General features: G+C 36.9%; 15 protein-coding genes. All 15 read left to right on the forward strand.

All coding sequences use genetic code 11. From position 1 onward, the window contains the following. Nucleotide 1 precedes the first annotated feature (1 nt). The 15 genes from BS34_RS0103505 (at nucleotide 2) to fliE (ending at nucleotide 16,490) form a co-directional block, all read left to right on the forward strand. Entirely contained in the window at nucleotides 2-1,216 is a 1,215-nt protein-coding gene (locus BS34_RS0103505) for an ATP-binding protein (RefSeq protein WP_029407168.1), read from the forward strand. Beyond that, on the forward strand, nucleotides 1,213-2,211 hold the full coding sequence (gene pseI / locus BS34_RS0103510) for a pseudaminic acid synthase (protein ID WP_029407169.1): 999 nt from the start codon (nucleotides 1,213-1,215) through the stop codon (nucleotides 2,209-2,211). Before BS34_RS0103505 ends, pseI begins: the two co-directional genes overlap by 4 nt. Nucleotides 2,212-2,228: 17 nt before the next feature. Next, complete coding sequence (locus BS34_RS0103515; protein ID WP_029407170.1) at nucleotides 2,229-4,715, forward strand: motility associated factor glycosyltransferase family protein; 2,487 nt, start codon at nucleotides 2,229-2,231, stop codon at nucleotides 4,713-4,715. Nucleotides 4,716-4,723: 8 nt separating this feature from the next. Then, on the forward strand, nucleotides 4,724-5,671 hold the full coding sequence (locus tag BS34_RS0103520; RefSeq protein WP_029407171.1) for a hypothetical protein: 948 nt from the start codon (nucleotides 4,724-4,726) through the stop codon (nucleotides 5,669-5,671). 280 nt (nucleotides 5,672-5,951) lie between these two features. Continuing rightward, on the forward strand, nucleotides 5,952-6,875 hold the full coding sequence (locus tag BS34_RS0103525) for a flagellin N-terminal helical domain-containing protein (RefSeq protein WP_029407172.1): 924 nt from the start codon (nucleotides 5,952-5,954) through the stop codon (nucleotides 6,873-6,875). Between the two features lie 110 nt (nucleotides 6,876-6,985). After that, nucleotides 6,986-7,921 (forward strand): flagellin N-terminal helical domain-containing protein, encoded by a 936-nt coding sequence (locus tag BS34_RS0103530; protein ID WP_029407173.1) that lies wholly within the window; start codon nucleotides 6,986-6,988, stop codon nucleotides 7,919-7,921. Nucleotides 7,922-7,959: 38 nt separating this feature from the next. Then, a complete protein-coding gene (locus BS34_RS0103535; RefSeq protein ID WP_029407174.1) occupies nucleotides 7,960-8,364 on the forward strand; it encodes a flagellar protein FlaG in 405 nt (134 codons plus the stop codon). 26 nt (nucleotides 8,365-8,390) lie between these two features. Continuing rightward, complete coding sequence (locus BS34_RS12510) at nucleotides 8,391-8,840, forward strand: flagellar protein FlaG (protein ID WP_051640663.1); 450 nt, start codon at nucleotides 8,391-8,393, stop codon at nucleotides 8,838-8,840. Between the two features lie 174 nt (nucleotides 8,841-9,014). After that, the gene (fliD, locus tag BS34_RS0103545; RefSeq protein ID WP_029407176.1) at nucleotides 9,015-11,375 is read left to right on the forward strand and encodes a flagellar filament capping protein FliD; all 2,361 of its coding nucleotides are present in this window, start codon (nucleotides 9,015-9,017) and stop codon (nucleotides 11,373-11,375) included. Nucleotides 11,376-11,491: 116 nt separating this feature from the next. Next, nucleotides 11,492-11,929: a flagellar export chaperone FliS gene (fliS, locus tag BS34_RS0103550; protein WP_029407177.1), complete on the forward strand. Its 438-nt coding sequence runs from the start codon at nucleotides 11,492-11,494 to the stop codon at nucleotides 11,927-11,929. Further along, complete coding sequence (locus BS34_RS0103555) at nucleotides 11,926-12,216, forward strand: hypothetical protein (RefSeq protein WP_029407178.1); 291 nt, start codon at nucleotides 11,926-11,928, stop codon at nucleotides 12,214-12,216. The genes fliS and BS34_RS0103555 overlap by 4 nt, the downstream gene beginning before the upstream one ends. Nucleotides 12,217-12,304: 88 nt before the next feature. Next, a complete protein-coding gene (locus BS34_RS0103560) occupies nucleotides 12,305-13,402 on the forward strand; it encodes a sigma-54 interaction domain-containing protein (protein WP_051640664.1) in 1,098 nt (365 codons plus the stop codon). A 29-nt stretch (nucleotides 13,403-13,431) separates the two neighbouring features. After that, complete coding sequence (locus tag BS34_RS0103565; RefSeq protein ID WP_233993132.1) at nucleotides 13,432-14,586, forward strand: sensor histidine kinase; 1,155 nt, start codon at nucleotides 13,432-13,434, stop codon at nucleotides 14,584-14,586. Next, nucleotides 14,583-15,983: a sigma-54-dependent transcriptional regulator gene (locus tag BS34_RS0103570; RefSeq protein WP_029407181.1), complete on the forward strand. Its 1,401-nt coding sequence runs from the start codon at nucleotides 14,583-14,585 to the stop codon at nucleotides 15,981-15,983. Before BS34_RS0103565 ends, BS34_RS0103570 begins: the two co-directional genes overlap by 4 nt. 168 nt (nucleotides 15,984-16,151) lie before the next feature. Further along, nucleotides 16,152-16,490 (forward strand): flagellar hook-basal body complex protein FliE, encoded by a 339-nt coding sequence (gene fliE, locus BS34_RS0103575; protein ID WP_029407182.1) that lies wholly within the window; start codon nucleotides 16,152-16,154, stop codon nucleotides 16,488-16,490. The last annotated feature ends 198 nt before the right edge of the window (nucleotides 16,491-16,688 follow it).

The raw sequence follows: 16,688 nt of genomic DNA on the forward strand, positions 1-16,688 counted from the left end.
TATGACCCAGAAAAAAACTTTATTAATTATTGGTGCAGGACATGAGCAAGTCCCGGCAATACAAATAGCAAAATCTAAAGGCCATAAAGTTTGGGTTACAGATTACAACCCATCGGCTCCTGGCATTCAGTATGCAGATCATTTTGCAGAAATTAGTACAGCAGATAAAGAGGCAAATTTAGCTTTGGCTATAGAAGCCAAAATAGATGGAGTAATGACTTTAGGTTCAGAATTGGCTGTACCGGTGGTTGCTCATATTTGTGAAAAAATGAATCTAAACGGGGTGTCAAAAGAGACTGCTTTGAAAGCGACAAATAAGAATGTTATGCATGACGCTTTTAAAAGTTTTTCTGTTCCTTCATCAGAATCCCAGAAAATTGAAAATCTAATTGAACTAGAAGCTTTTGTAGAAAAAAAAAACTGGCCAATTGTTGTAAAACCCAGTGATAGTAGCGGGCAAAAAGGCATTGGGATATATGATGAATCATCAAACCTTGAACAAGCTTTGATAGAAGCTATCAAGTATTCTAGCGATGGTTCAGCGATAGTTGAAGAATATGTAAATGGACCTGAAATTAATGTTACTGCATTGGTTGAGAATGGAAGAGTCCATTTTTTATCATTTTCTCACCGCGTTACAGCAGAATCACCTCATTTTGGTATTGCGACGGCTCATAAATCGCCAATAGGATTAACTGACGCCATGCTGTTAGATGTAAAGAACACAGCTTTAGCTGCGATTGAATCAATTGGATTGAAAAATGGTATTGCTTATCCTCAAATCATTGCCTCTCCTGACAAAGGTGCAAAAATTCTAGAAATAGCCGCCAGAATTCCCGGAGGTTATATGAGAGAAGTTGCGCTTCTTCAAAGTGGTGTTGATATGATCGAAGTTGCAATAGACCAGGCATTAGATGAGTTTAAAGGTTTTAAGGCTTATCAGAGCCATCCAAAATATAAATCTGTTATTGTTAAATTTTTAACGGAATTAGATTTACCAGGTAGGCAATCTGTGTCTTTGGTATCTGGTTTTGAAGGGCGAGAAGATTCCATGGAAGGGGTGTTTTTATCAGATTGCAGACTGTTGCCAGAAGATTTGATTCCAGATCTGAACTCTTCATCTGCTCGTTTTGGTGCAGTAATCACTTATGGTGATTCTATACATGAGACTGAAAGTTTACTTGAGAGAGTCTTGTCTAGGGTTGTTTTAAAGTGAGTGTTTTTATTATTGCTGAGATTTCGGCCAACCATAACAATGACCTTGATCTTGCATTGAAGACGGTTCAAGCAGCGATAGATTCCGGTGCGGATGCTATTAAAGTTCAGACGTTTAAACCCGAGTCTTTGGCTCTTGATGTTGATAATGAAATCTTTGGTCCTAAAAAACAAGGGGCATGGAAAGGTTGGCGACCTTGGGATTTATATCAAAAAGCAGCCTTACCTTATGAATGGCATATTCCTATAAAAGAATTAGTCGAGTCTAGTGGTAAGGTGTTCTTTTCAAGCCCATTTGATTTAGATGCAGTAGATTTTTTAGAAAGTTTGAAGGTTCCTTTATATAAGATTGCTTCATTTGAAATAAATGATATTCCTCTAATTTCTAAGGTCGCATCAACAGGAAAGCCAATAATTATCTCCACAGGTGTAGCAGGTTTGGATGAAATTGAACAAGCTGTAGAGGCTTGCCATTTTGCCAATAACTTTGATATTACTCTTTTGAAATGTACCTCAGAATATCCAGCTAAAATTAGCGAGGCTAATTTAAATAAAATGCTAGATTTAAAAAAACGTTTTCCTGTAAAGGTAGGGCTCTCAGATCATTCAGAAGGTTTTATTGTCCCAATAGTTGCAACAAGTTTAGGTGCTGAAGTAATTGAAAAACATTTTATTTTAGACAGGTCTAATGGAGGCCTGGATTCTGTATTTTCTATGGAACCCGCTGAGTTTTCACAAATGGTGGATTTAGTAAGATCCTCAGAAAAGGCTTTAGGTAACGTAAGTTATGATGTCTCTGAGAATGATCAATATAGAAAACGTTCACTTTTTGCTATAAGTCCAATTAGAAGAGGTGAAGTTTTTACTGCTGAAAATGTTAAATCTTTACGTCCTAATATCGGACTAGCACCATTAAATTATTATGAAATTATAAATAAAAAAGCTACTCAAAATATTGAAGTTGGCGCTCCATTAAAGCAAGAGCATATTGAGTAGTGCACAAGGAAATATGAATGGCCTCATTAGTATTAAATGAATTCCAAGAAAATATTTTTGGTGAAAAGTATTTTGAAGAAGTTAATCATCTAACATTTAAAAACTTAGCTTCGCAAGAAGTTTTTGAATCAAATTATCCATCTTTTAAAAATACAGAAGAGCAACTCTTTATTATTATTGGCTCAGACTCTGGCTTGCTGTATGAGTATGTAAAAAAGAATTTTGATAAACCAAATGTTCGATTTATTTTTATTGATTTCGAATCTGTGATCGAAAAAACTGAACTCGTTGAGGGTAATGGTAAAGCTAATTGGGAAGGGAATTGTCGATTAGTTAATGAGCATTTTGATTTTAATTTATTAGGTTACGAGTTTAATCAATATATTTTACGTCGTAATATTTCACTAATTAAGTCTTTGGCGGTAATGGATGCTAAGCCTGGTAGCCCGTATTTTCAGTTATGGGAAAATATGCAGGTAAATTATACGGCTTATTTAAGACAGTGTTTTAACTCAAATTCAGCTAAGGTTTTTGAAGAAGAGCGTATTTTAAATGCTGCACATAATCTTATACCAGCCTCAAATTTGTTAGGGGTTTTAAAAGGACGAGATGCGATTATTTTGGGTGGAGGACCCACACTAGATGATTCTATTGAATGGATTAAAGAAAATCAGAACTCATTGGTTATTTTTGCGGCAGCACGTATTGCGCTTAGATTAAAGAAAGAAGGTATTGTTGCAGATTTTTTTGTAACGGTAGATCCTTTTGATTGGAGTTTTGACAACTCAAAAGGGGTTCTAGAATATGCTGAAGAAAGCGTTCTCGCTCATAGTTTTCATGCTCAACATAAAATAGTAAGTCAATGGCGTGGATTATCCATTTATATGGGTCCCAAATATGGTTGGAAAACAGAACATTATAATGACTTTGGCAATATTGAAGCTGTAGGGCCGACAGTAACTAATTCAGCGTTACATTTGGCCGTTGGCTTAGGTGCTCAACGTGTTTTTTTATCAGGGATAGATTTTTGTTTTGCTTATGGTAGAACTCATGAATCTGGTAGTGATGAAGTGAAGTTAAAAGACACTTTTGGTAAAAGCAGTAAAGCTAAAGTTGAAGATAATGCTGGCAATCTTACTGAAACAGGAGACGATTTCTATTCTGCCATGCAATCTATGCAACAAGCAGTTGGTATTTATCGTCAAAAGTACAATACGGAAATCATCAGTTTAGGCTTACATTCTGCAAAAATGACAGGAGTTGCTTATCAACCTTGTTCCGAATTAACTCTTAACCAAGATGATAAGAAAGAATGGTTTAAAGAGCTAAAGCTAAGTATAGAAGTAATGGGTTCTGAAGTATTATCAGCAAGTAAAGAAACTAAAAAAGAACTTACTAGACAATTAAGACGTTTTAAAGAGTTGAATAAGCTTGCTAAAGAGGCAAAATCAAAATCTAAAAAAGTTTACAGAGATCAAAGCATAAATATAAAGGGTGCTGACAAAATTAAACGCTTTAAACGCAAAGTTGAAAACCTTATAGCGGATGATGGCGATATGTTAATGAGCTACCAAGCGGCATTTTTTCATGATTCATTTAAACCAATCGAAGATGAGTTGAATATGAGCCATGAAGATGTTGTTGAACAGCTTGAAGGCTTTTTTGGAGGAGTTGAAAAGTCTAGCCACCACTTTTCTAAATTATTAGAACAAGGTATTGAAAGAGTTGAACTATACATTGACGAACTACAGGGTACTAAATCACCTGAAAAGTTATTTGCATCTTGGAAGAAATGGCATGAATTTGGGCGGGCTGTTATTTGGCAGGAGTTGCATGGTTACCCGGCTAACAATAAAGCTAAAACATCTCTTGAAAAGGCAATTACTGAGTTTAGAAATGAATATGATAAAAAAGATCATAACTATTTATCTCGCGTAAAAAAGAAAGTAAGTAATGTATCTACTTTATTGATTAGGGCTAAAATGGCTTTAGAGGCAAATAATGAAGCAATTTTGCTAGAGCTTATTGAACACTCCGAATCGCTTGACTCAAACAATGCTCAACAGAAAGAAAGTTTTATTAACTTACTAAAAGGTATGAAAGCCCAAATCGTTGGCGATTATCCAGAAGCCAAAGAATACTATCTATCTGTAGAAATGTCGATCTTAAGACATGAAGCGCTTCAGTTAGGTCTTTCAATGGCTATGAACCAAGAAAATTATGAAAACGCTTTAATTATGTTAGAGCAATTGTGTGCAATTTCTTTGGATTACATGATTCCCTATGGTGACATGTTGGTTATATTGAAGCAATATGATTTGGCTGTTCAAGTTTATATGCTCTTTATACAAAACAGACCTGAAAATATTTTAGCTAAACTAAAGTTAGCTCAGGTTTATATTCAGTTTAATGAATTTTCTTTGGCTACTGACTTATTAAGAGCCGTTTTAGAGTTAGAGCCTAACAACCAGACTGCTAAGCATCTTTATAAAAGTATTCAATAAAGCATTTTATGACGAAAATACTTTCTCAAAAAATAGAGTCTTGTAGTCTTATTTGGGATAAGGCGCAACATAACGCATTTACAGATTTGATTTTTTTTGACCAAACTTGGTTTTGTGGGTTTCGTGAAGCTTCTTCTCATATGTCTTATGATGGTTCAATTAGAATTCTTAAGTCTCCTGATGGCGTTAACTGGAGTAGTTTTCAAGAACTATTTTGGGCGGGTGGAGATTTAAGAGATCCTAAATTTTATATTAATGCCAAAAATCAACTTGGTATGCTTTCAGGCATGCGGGTAGCTGTTTGTCCCAGCTTTAATCAAGGTATTGTTTCATTAAGTTGGTCTTTAAGCGCTTCTGGTTTTATCCTTAACCCGGTTATGGATCATGACATAGGGGTTTGGCGTTGGAGTGCATCTAAAAATTTTACAGATGGTTATTTGTATTCTGTCGGTTATGCCCGCCAAAAAATTAAAGGTGCTCTTTATCGCTCTAAAACAGGCGAAAAATGGGAACAGCTAGTGTTTCCTTTTTTTCCTCCGTCAGATTGTTTTGCCAATGAAACGAGCATTGTATTTTCCGAATCAGGTAAAGCGACTTGTGTCGTGCGAAGGGATCGAGTTGACTGTTTTTCTCTATTAGGTACTTCTGAGCCTCCTTATATGGAATGGCATTGGTCTGAACTTAATGTTCAACTTGGCGGCCCTAAATTAATTAGATTTAAACAAAAAAATCTGATTAGTTACAGAATAATAGATAACAATGATGCGAGTACTTGGCTTGGTGAAATCAATCCTCATGATGAGCCCATATTAACACCTCTTTTAAAGCTTCCTTCTGGAGGGGATTGCAGTTACCCAGGCCTGGTTATTCAAAATAATCATTTATATGTTAGCTATTATTCATCACACGAAGACAAAACAGCTATCTATTTTGCATGTATTCGCCTATCTTCCTAAATCAAACACGCTTTACCCCTTTTTTGCTCGCTACTAGTAAAAATTCTCAATTTAACTTTTTTCTCATTCTATTGTTTTTACCACTTGTCGTTAGCCTATTGTATTAGTCCACTTCATCTCGTTTAAATGTGTCGTTTATTCATTTCTATTGTTTTTGCTTAAAAAAGTTAATTTTTTTCTAAAGATATTTTTCATAAGCCGATATAGGTATTGAAGGCAACAAAGAGTGCCTCAAAAATTATAAAGTTAAAACACATACACACAGGCAAGGATAAATATCATGGCAATGGTAATTAATACAAATATGGCATCACTGAATGCCGTTCGAACGCTTGATTTAACATCAAGAGAGCAAACAACTTCAATGGAACGTTTAACAAGTGGTTTACGAATTAATAAATCAGCAGATGATGCTGCAGGTTTAGCGGTAGCAACGGGTATGACAACCCAAATCAGAGGTACTGAAATGGCAATCCGTAATGTCAATGACGGGATTGGTATGTTGCAAACGCTTGATGGTGCTTCTGAAGAAGTAATGAATATGCTTCAGCGTATGAGAGAGTTATCGGTTCAGTCAATGAATGGTACCTACAACAAAGACAATAGACAGCAAATGCAGTCAGAAGTAAAGCAATTACAAAATGAAATTCAGAGAGTTTCTGATACCACTAAATTTAATGGTATGAATATCATGAATGCAAGTAGTTTTAGTGGAGCTGTATCAGCGAGTTTTGCTGGAATCAGTGCAGGTGCATTGTCTACCGCTGTTGCTCTCTCTACTGCGATGAGAATTCACGCGGGTTGGGAGGCAGGAAGTGCTCAAAGAATAGGAATCCCACTTCTAAACTTCTCAACTCTAAGTGCGATTGCTACTGGCATCAAATTACATTCAGCGGGTGTGGCATCTTATGCGTCAGGCGTTGCATTAGCGTCAACAGCCATGCTAGCGATTGATGGCAGTTTATCAGTGCTCAAAACGATGCGAGCTAACTGGGGTGCGCTACAAAACCGAATGGATTCTACCGTTTCGAATTTAGCGAATGTGAATGAAAATATTCAATCGTCAAGATCAAGAATTATGGATGCAGACTTTGCTCGAGAAAGTGCTAACTTAGCACGTACGCAAGTTCTGCAACAAGCTGGAATGAGTATGTTGAGTCAGGCAAATCAACAGTCCCAGCAAGTATTGTCGCTTCTTCAATAACTATTGAAGAGGCAGCAGGTTTCATTAACGGGTCATACCGTAATTGAAGAAAGAAACCAAATTAAGCGTTTGCTTTTAATGGTTTATTTATTAAAAAAAGGAGATTTATCATGGCAATGGTAATCAACACAAATATGGGTGCAATTAATGCACAGCGTATTCTTGAAGGAACATCTAGAGAACAAACAACCTCTATGGAACGTTTGACTTCGGGTCTTCGCATCAACAAGGCTGCTGATGATGCAGCAGGACTTGCAGTTTCAACCGGTATGACCACACAGATTCGTGGAACAGACCAAGCTGTTCGTAATGCTAATGATAGTATTGGGATGGTTCAAACACTTGATGGCGCTACAGGTGAAGTGGTAAACATGCTTCAACGTATGCGTGAACTAAGTGTTCAGTCTATGAACGGTACCTATAATCTTGATAACCGTAAACAAATGGATTCTGAGTTCTCTCAGTTACAAAGTGAAATTCAGCGTGTGGCAGATACTACAAAATTCAATGGTATGAATATCATGAATGCAAGTAGTTTTGGTTCCGCTGCTTTAACGGCTTCATTTGCCGCGACTAGTGCCGGAGCTTTTTCAACTGCTGCGCATGGTTCAGCTTCTTTTAAAGCGCATGTTGGTTGGGAAACTGGCTCTACTAACCGCATTGGTATTGCAATGCTAAACTTTTCAACTTTAAGTGCGATCGCTTCAGCTATTTCTTTGACAAAAGGTGCTAGTGCAGTAATAACGACATATGCTTCTGGTGTTGCATTAGCTTCAACAGCCATTACTGCTATTGATGGAAGCTTGTCGGTTATTAAAAATATGCAGGCTAACTGGGGTGCAATTCAGAATAGATTAGATTCAACGGTTTCTAACCTTTCTAACATTAACGAAAATATTACGTCTTCTAGATCACGTATTCAAGATGCTGATTTTGCAAAAGAAAGTGCTAACTTAGCTCGTACACAAGTTCTACAGCAGGCAGGTATGAGTATGTTGTCGCAATCTAATCAGAACTCTCAGAACGTATTATCCTTATTAAGATAATCGTTTAAGATATCACTGATAAATTAGGAGGGACAGGTATGTATATTAACTCAATCAATACCTTAACTGGTCAACAATCAACTCAAGGGCTAGCGGAAGTTAACTCAAAAGTTGAGGGTAAAGTGCCAGCAGAGACATCAGTCGTCTCTCCAAAATCAATTGCGGTTGAAGATACTCCTGAGGCATTAGGTTTACAAGCTGAAAATTTAAATAAAATTTTAGAACAGCTCGGACAAACTATTACTTTTGGAGTGGATCAAACTACCCAGTCTTCTGTGGTAAAAGTAGTTGATAAAACGACTGATGAATTAATTAAACAATATCCCTCAGAAGGGTCTTTGAAAATGATGAAAAACATTCAAGATTACCTAGAAAGGGCACAACAATTTGGAGGTTTAACAAAAGAGGGTTTGACAGGTGGTCTTTTCAATGAAATCATATAGGTATATATGATTCATAGGAGAAGGTTATGGCAGATATAAATGTTATACAACCAAATTACCTGAATAATTCAAATATTATTAAGCCTTCAACAGATACCGGGGCTTCACGAGATGAAGTAAAAGCTCAAGAGACTAATGTATCTCAAAAAATTGAGAATGCAAAAAAATCTATTGATATTGCACAATCAAAAGAAGCTACGGGACTATCTGAAAAAGTCGAGCTGGGAAATGTAGTTGAAAGACTCAATAAACAGTTAGAAAAACTTCAGAATTATTTACGATTTGAGAAAGACGATGCGTCTGACAAGATGGTTATTTTTATTAAAGATACTCAAACTGATGAAATTATTCGTCAGATACCATCAAAAGAATTTCTAGACATTTCTAAAAATATTACAGATTATTTAGAAATGCAAAAGCAGCTATCTGAAAAGGTGGCTATGCCAACCGGCTTGTTAACTAATGAACAGGCTTAAATTTTTCCCTTGTGTGTTTAGCGGCCTTTTGGCCGCTTTTTTTGTTTTACCTACCCCATTATAATTTCTTATTAAAGTTCCCCTTTTTTAGGCCGATATAATTATTATAAATTGGCACTAACAGTGCTTTAAAAATATAATAATTAATGAGATTGATTGACCAGGAGCAATGTTATGGCAAATGAAATTGGTACGACGCTTGTCAATAGCTTGACCAATAGTACTTTTGATATCGGTGCGATGTCTAAAAGTCTAGCTGAGGCAGAAGTCGCAGGTCCACGCGCCATTCTTGAACGAAATCAAGAAAAAACCAACACTGAATTAAACGCTTTTAACTATCTAAAACTTAATTTAGATGCATTTAACAGTTATGTTGCTGACCTATCAAACCCTGAGACTTTTTTGAAAAAAACAGCCACCTCATCTGATGAGAGTGTGGTGTCTGTCACAGCCAGTTCTGATGTGGTTCCAGGTTCTTATCAAATTGAATCCAAGCAATTAGCTCAATACCATACGCAAGTGGTTAATAAGTCTTATGCATCGCCTTACGACTCAATTTCTTCAGGAACACTACAAATTCAAACAGGTAGTGAAACTCATCAGATAACGGTGGATTCATCCAATAACACCTTAGAGAGCTTGCAGAAATATATAAATAATGGCGATTATGGTGTGAATGCTTCTGTGATTAATAATGGCGGTAGTTATCAGTTAATGTTTACTTCCAAACAGCAAGGTGCTGCAGGGGAAGTTTCTATTTCTGGTTTAACGGATTTTGATGTTGATGGTTTAACAACCACTTCTGAAGCGCAAGACGCCATTATGGTTGTTAACGGTTTAGCGGTATCTAATAGCACCAATACTTTTGATGAAGTGATTGATGGCTTGAGTTTTAAATTAAATTCTGCAGCGGCAAACCAATCAAATACGGTTAGTATTTCAAATGATACGGATGGAGCAGTAGAAAGCATTAATAGCTTTGTTGATGTCTATAATCAGCTAGATACAATTTTTGATGAATTAAGTAGTTATGATACTTCTGACTTAACGGAGGAACAATTACAGTCTGACGAATATAAGTTTTATGGTGATTTGGCAGGAAATAGTACGCTTAAACAAGCCAGGTCAAATTTAAATGATGCTCTAACGGGCGCGATTTCAGAAATTTCAGGAAACTACAATTCACTAATCTCGGTGGGTATTAAGAAAAACCTAGATGGTCAACTAGAGTTAGATGATTCGGTTTTAGATAAAGTTGTAAATAATAATTTTTCGGCGCTATCATCTTTGTTTGCAAAGGGTGGAAGTAGCGATGATGGTTTAATTAATGTTATCAGTGGTTCAACAGATACATTAACGGGTTCTTATCAGCTTGATGTCACACAACTGGCTGAAAGAGCGGTTGTGACTACTGGTGCTGCAAACCCTTCCTCTGATGAGCAAGTGGCTTCCGATAGAATTATTGATACGGCATCAGCGTTACAGATTTCTTCAGGTGCTTCTTTAGATATTTCAATTGGCGGAGCTCAACAAATTATTGACTTATCGTCATTAGCAGGTAGTTATGCTGATAAAGATACCGTAGCCTCAACATTACAAGGTGCAATTAATGGCGCGTTTGGTTCTTCACTTGCTACCGTTTCATACGATGTTGCCCAGGCACGCTTTGAAATCGCTGCGAATTCGGGTTCAGGCAGTGTAGTGATTAATTCTTCGTCAGGCTTAGCGAATCAAGGGTTTACCTCAGCTAAGCAATATAATGGCGAAGCATTGATTGATTTAACGTCTGGCACTTTAAGTTTTGATGTTGCCGTTGATGATTCAAGTGTTGCCACTATCGATATGGTTGCAGGAAAGTATACCCATTCAGAACTCGCCTTAAGTATGGCGAATGCCATTAATAATAATTCAGTAATTCAAGAATCAGGGAATTCAGTTAGCGTTTCTTCAGATGGTTCTGCACTATCGATTGCATCAAAACGTTTTGGTGGTTTTTCAAATATAGATATATCTTCAGTGTCTGCTGGTTTTTTAAATTCTGGATTGGCGGTTGATTCTGATGCGGGTCAAAGCGTTGATGGAACATTGACTACCGAGAGCGGGACAATCAATATTGGTGCTTATGCTGATTCTACCGATGGCCGTGTAATCAAAATTAGCGATTATGCCATTATTGGTGGTGAAGATGCTGAAGTTAGAGGCCTTCAATTCGAAGTACTCGGTGGTGAGTATGATGGCGGTGGGGCTTTAATCACTAATCGTGGAGACTTGAATTTTGCGAAAGGTTTTGGAGCAAAATTAGAAGAAGCGATTAATGGATTATTTGATGAGGATACCGGGGTTGTAGCCCGTAAAGTATCTTCACTTACGGATAAATTAGATGTTTATACTGAAAAGACAACCGATCTTGATGCCCGCTACGCTAAGTTAGAAGCTAAATATCAGCTTCAGTTTTCGATGTTACAGACGATTTTGTCAAATGCAGAATCGACAAGGAATTCACTAATAGCACAATTTAATAATAGTAGTAATTAAATAAATAGCGACCTTTGCAAGGGTCTAAAAGAGAGTTTACCAAGAAAACACGATAGATTAAGTGATGAACTTGGCAAAAACCACAATGATTAAAATGATAAACAAGGAAGTGTTAGATGAATGCTTTATTAAAAAAACAATTTGCTCAGCAGTATGCAAATAACTATGTTGAAACATCGGTTTCTGAAGCATCTCCTCATAAGTTAGTAGCGATGCTCTATGAAGGTGCACTGCGAAATATGAAAGTAGCTAAAGTATTTATAGAACAAAAAAACTATGAGAAAAAAGCCTTTCATCTTAATAAAACGCTTTCGATTATAAATGGGTTGAAATCTGGTGTGAATCTTGAAAAAGGTGGCGATGTAGCGAGTAATTTTTTTGAGCTTTATGATTATTGCTATAGAAGCGTGTTTGATGCATCAAGATTAAATGATGCCCAAAAACTGAGTGAAGTGATTGAAATAATGGAAGGTTTAAATGATTCATGGAAGCAAATGCCTGTAGAACTGGCAGAGGCTAGTGCCTTAAAAATTGAAAGAGAAGCTAAGCTGTGAGCCCCGTTGAAAAAACTAAAATAGAGTTATTGGCAAGGTCAAAAAATATGTTGGTTGCTGCCGAAGAGGGTGATTGGCTAAAATATTCTGATTTTGAATCAGGTTGGCAAGAGCTTCTTGAGCTAAGAATAATTGAATTTGGCAGCGGATTAAATTCGATTAGTCAAAGCTTATTGGATGATAATCAAAAGATTCAAATACTAATTAAACAATCACAATCTGTACTCAATGATGAATGGCAGAATAGTAGTCAATCCATTTCTTCATTAAAACAGTATCTAAAATAAATCTATAAAAAATGCCAAAATTTTGACATCTGCTAAAAACCTGTATATAAAGGGTACCTAAGTGTCAAACAATTTAAATGGCGGCTAGATGTCACAAGAAATTTTTGCTTCACTCGTTGGTTCAGGATCAGCGATGCAACAAGTTAAAAAACTAATCCTTCAAGTAGCACAAACTGATGCAACCGTTTTGATTCTGGGTGAATCCGGAACCGGTAAAGAGGTGGTGGCTCAAGCCCTTCATAATGCTTCAGATAGAGCGTCTAAGTCTTTTATTCCTATCAACTGCGGTGCTATACCTGCTGAACTCTTAGAAAGTGAACTTTTTGGTCATGAGAAAGGCGCGTTTACAGGCGCGATTACGGCTCGTAAAGGTCGTTTTGAAATGGCTGAAAAAGGCTCGATTTTTTTAGATGAAATTGGGGATATGCCTTTGCCGATGCAGGTTAAACTGTTGCGTGTTCTGCAAGAACGTATTTATGAACGGGTAGGTGGTAATAAAAGTTTTGAATGTGATGTGCGTATTATTGCCGCAACGCATAGAAACCTAGAAGAGAGTATTCAAGCGGGAGACTTTCGAGAAGATCTCTTTTATCGTTTGAATGTTTTTCCAATTGAAATGCCTTCTTTGCGTGAAAGACCCGAAGATATTATTGAGCTTTTAAACTTTATGTTGGGCCGAATTGAAGGTAATGGCCGTAAAATTCCCTCTTTTTCTGAAAAAGCTCTAATTGCGCTTCAAAATTATAGCTGGCCTGGTAATGTTCGTGAATTAGGCAATTTATCAGAAAGACTCTCTATTTTGTTTCCTGGTTTACCAGTCGATTATGAAGACTTACCTCCAAAATATCAGGTAGATTTACCTGAAGATGCTCAATTGCTGGTTTCACAAACAAGTAGTGAATCTCAAGTTCATGATAAAGTTTCAGATAGTGTTGTTGTTGCTCAATTGAAAGAGGGGGAAACTCAAAATAATGTGACTGGAAATGCAGAACAACCAGGCCTGGTTGAAAGTTCACCCGATTTAGAAGAGGGCTTAGATTTAAAATCTTATCTGGTTGAAATGGAAGTGCAGTTAATTCAAAAAGCACTATCACAAACTGATGGAAATGTTTCTCAGGCAGCAAAACTATTGCAAACGAACCGAACAACGCTAGTAGAAAAAATTCGTAAATATGATTTGTCGTAAAAGTTTTAATAGTTAAATTTCTTGGGTGAGTGGAATTGATTAGTACTGATGAACAAGAACGTTTAAATGAGTTGGAAGCAGCGTTTGATTTATTCAATCAAACGTCAATACAGTTAACGTCGTCTTACGATTCTTTACAGGCGCAGGCTGCGCATTTACAAAAACAGCTAGCTAAAAGCGATAAGCAAAAAAAACAAGTAGCCGATAAACTTAGCCGTTTACTTGAGTTGTTGCCTGCGGGTGTGATTGTTTTAAATGACAATAATCAAATTCTGGAAATGAACCCAAGTGCACAGACAATCTTAGGAGAAGATGCTATAGGCCGTGATTGGGATGTTGTCACAAAAAATGTATTTTTGAATTCAAATGAAGCAGGTGAGCTGATTACTCATGATGGGTTGTTTTTTCAACTTTCAGAAACGCCTGTTAATAAAGAGTTAAATCGTATTCTTCTTATTCAAGATGTTACCGCAGCAAGACAGCTTCAAGAACACGTTAGTCGTCATCAACGATTACATTCTATGGGTGAAATGGCAGCATCTTTAGCTCATCAAATTCGTACTCCTCTCTCCTCGGCTCTACTCTATGTTTCGCAAATGAATTCTGAACATCTTGATGACGATAAACGTGAAAAATTTGTCGGTAAGGCATTAAATAGCTTAAATCATTTAGAGTGTTTAGTTAAAGATATGTTGCGTTATGCAAAGGGGGGGAAAGGCAGTGAGAAGCCGATATTGATTGATACGTTACTGGCTAATTTAGAACAGTCTGTGGAAACTCAAGTAACTCAATCTAACAGTACTATTCGGTTCAATGCCTTTATACCAGGCCTGGTTGTTACCGGTGATCAAGATGCTTTATTGACGGCATTGCAAAATTTGATTGGTAACGCTATTGATGTGGTTGGAACGTTTGCGCATATCGAGGTGACCGTTAATAAAGTATCGGACGAAAAAATTGATTTAGTGGTTAGTGATAAAGGGCCAGGAATTGAGAACGAACGATTAGAGAAGATTTTTGAGCCTTTTTATACGAGTCGAGCTAAAGGCACAGGTTTAGGATTAGCTGTTGTAAGAGCAATTGCTGAAGCACACGGTGGCGAAGTGTGGGTTAAATCAATAGTAGGTTATGGCACTCAATTTGGTTTGCGTCTGCCATTAACTTCTAAAAAGGAAATTGCATGAGTATTGCTAAAATTTTAGTTGTTGAAGATGATTCTGAGCTTCAAGAGGCGTTGGTTGATACTTTAAGTCTGAATGGTTTTGAAATAATCAGCGTAAGTAGTGCTGAAGAAGCCCTGACTGCTTTGGATGATGAAATTGGTATGGTTTTTAGTGATATTCGTATGGACGGAATGGATGGTTATGCTTTGATGATGCGCATTAGAGCCATAAAACCTTATTTACCAATTGTATTGATGACGGCTTATGGAACGATTGAACAAGCGGTTGATGCAATGAAAGCGGGTGCTGTAGATTATATTGTTAAGCCTTTTGAAGCGGATGTTTTGGTAGAAAAAGCAAAAATTTACTTTAACCGGGATGCTTCAAATGAAGACGATTTTATCGTCGCTGATCCGGCTACACAACAACTAAAGACAATGGCAAAACGTGTGGCTGAAAGTGAAGCGAGTGTTTTAATAAGCGGAGAGAGTGGAACCGGTAAAGAGGTTTTAGCTCGCTATATTCATTTACAATCACCGCGTGCAAAGCAACCTTTTGTGGCTATTAACTGTGCTGCGATTCCTGAAAGTATGCTGGAAGCGATGTTGTTTGGTTATGAAAAAGGTGCTTTTACCGGTGCGGCAAAAGCGATGCCTGGAAAATTTGAACAAGCCCAGCACGGAACCATCTTTTTAGATGAAATTGGTGAAATGAAACCAGACTTACAGGCTAAGCTTTTAAGGGTGTTGCAAGAAAAAGAGGTTGAACGTATTGGTAGCTCTAAAGTCATTGAATTAGATGTTCGTGTGCTAAGTGCATCAAATATTGATATGAAAAAAGCGATTGCGGATGGTGGGTTTAGGGATGATTTGTTTTATCGATTAAATGTTTTTCCAATGTGTTTGCCTCCATTGAGAGAGAGGCAAAGAGATATAGCCGCTATTGCAGAAAGATTAATACAGAGACATTGTGGTATGAATCGTGTTCAGCCTATGATTTCAGCTCCTGCAATGAAACGCTTAATACAATATACCTGGCCTGGTAATATTCGAGAGTTAGATAATGTTATTCAACGTGCTTTGGTGATGATGTCAGGAGATACGATTCAAGAACAAAATATTATGCTTGATGATGGGTTTGATACAAACTTTAGCTCGAGTATGAATGACGCTTCTGTTGAGCAAAGTGATCAAAACGTGACTGCGGACGAGAAACCTGTTCAAGAAACTCCAAAAGAAAATTTTACGCCGACTGAGTTACCTATGGATTTAAAAGCGAGAGAGACTCAGTTAATTTTAGAAACCTTAAAACAAAATTCAGGGCATCGTCAAAAAACGGCTGAAGCGCTTAATATCAGCCCTCGAACCCTGCGTTATAAAATTGCGAAACTCAAGGAACAAGGGGTTGACGTCCCTTAGATTTAAAAGGTTATCGGCCAAAGCAATAATAAGTTTAGTGAAAAGTTGGTTTTTTGACAAAAAAGTGGCATATCAATTGCTGAAAGACATTTAGAACTATGTAATAATGAATTACAATTTTTAGATTTTTTTGAAATAGCACACTGCCTTCTGGAGTTGAACATACAGATGAACCCGATTGATACGCAAAGTTTAATGTTACAAATGCGCTCTTTAGCTGCTCAAGCAGAAGCTAAGCCGGCACTTGATGTAACAGAAAATGTAAAATCCGGTGAGGATAAAGGGGCTAATTTTGCCGATTTACTGGCGGAATCTGTTCAGTCTGTAAACCATGAGCAACATAAAGCCGGTGATATGAAAAAAGCCTTTGAACAAGGTGATCCAGAAATGGAATTATCTGAAGTAATGTTACAAGTTCAAAAAGCCAGTCTGTCTTTTCAAGCAATGACTCAAGTTAGAAATAAATTAGTCGAAGCTTACAAAGATGTCATTCATATGCCTTTATAGTCTAAAAACGATATACCGTATTAAATATTAAAGGAGACCTTAACACGATTAGGGGATGTAAGAAAAAAGTGAATGAATTCTTTAGAATTAGTCTCAAAGGACCTCTTAATAGCTAGCCTAGCTATTGGGTGTATTTTTAGACTCAAGATAGAGTATTATAGCCTTTTTTAATCATTCATCGACTCTTGTAAAGGTCTC

It is taken from the genome of Thiomicrorhabdus sp. Milos-T2 (assembly GCF_000702325.1).
Classification (GTDB): domain Bacteria; phylum Pseudomonadota; class Gammaproteobacteria; order Thiomicrospirales; family Thiomicrospiraceae; genus Thiomicrorhabdus.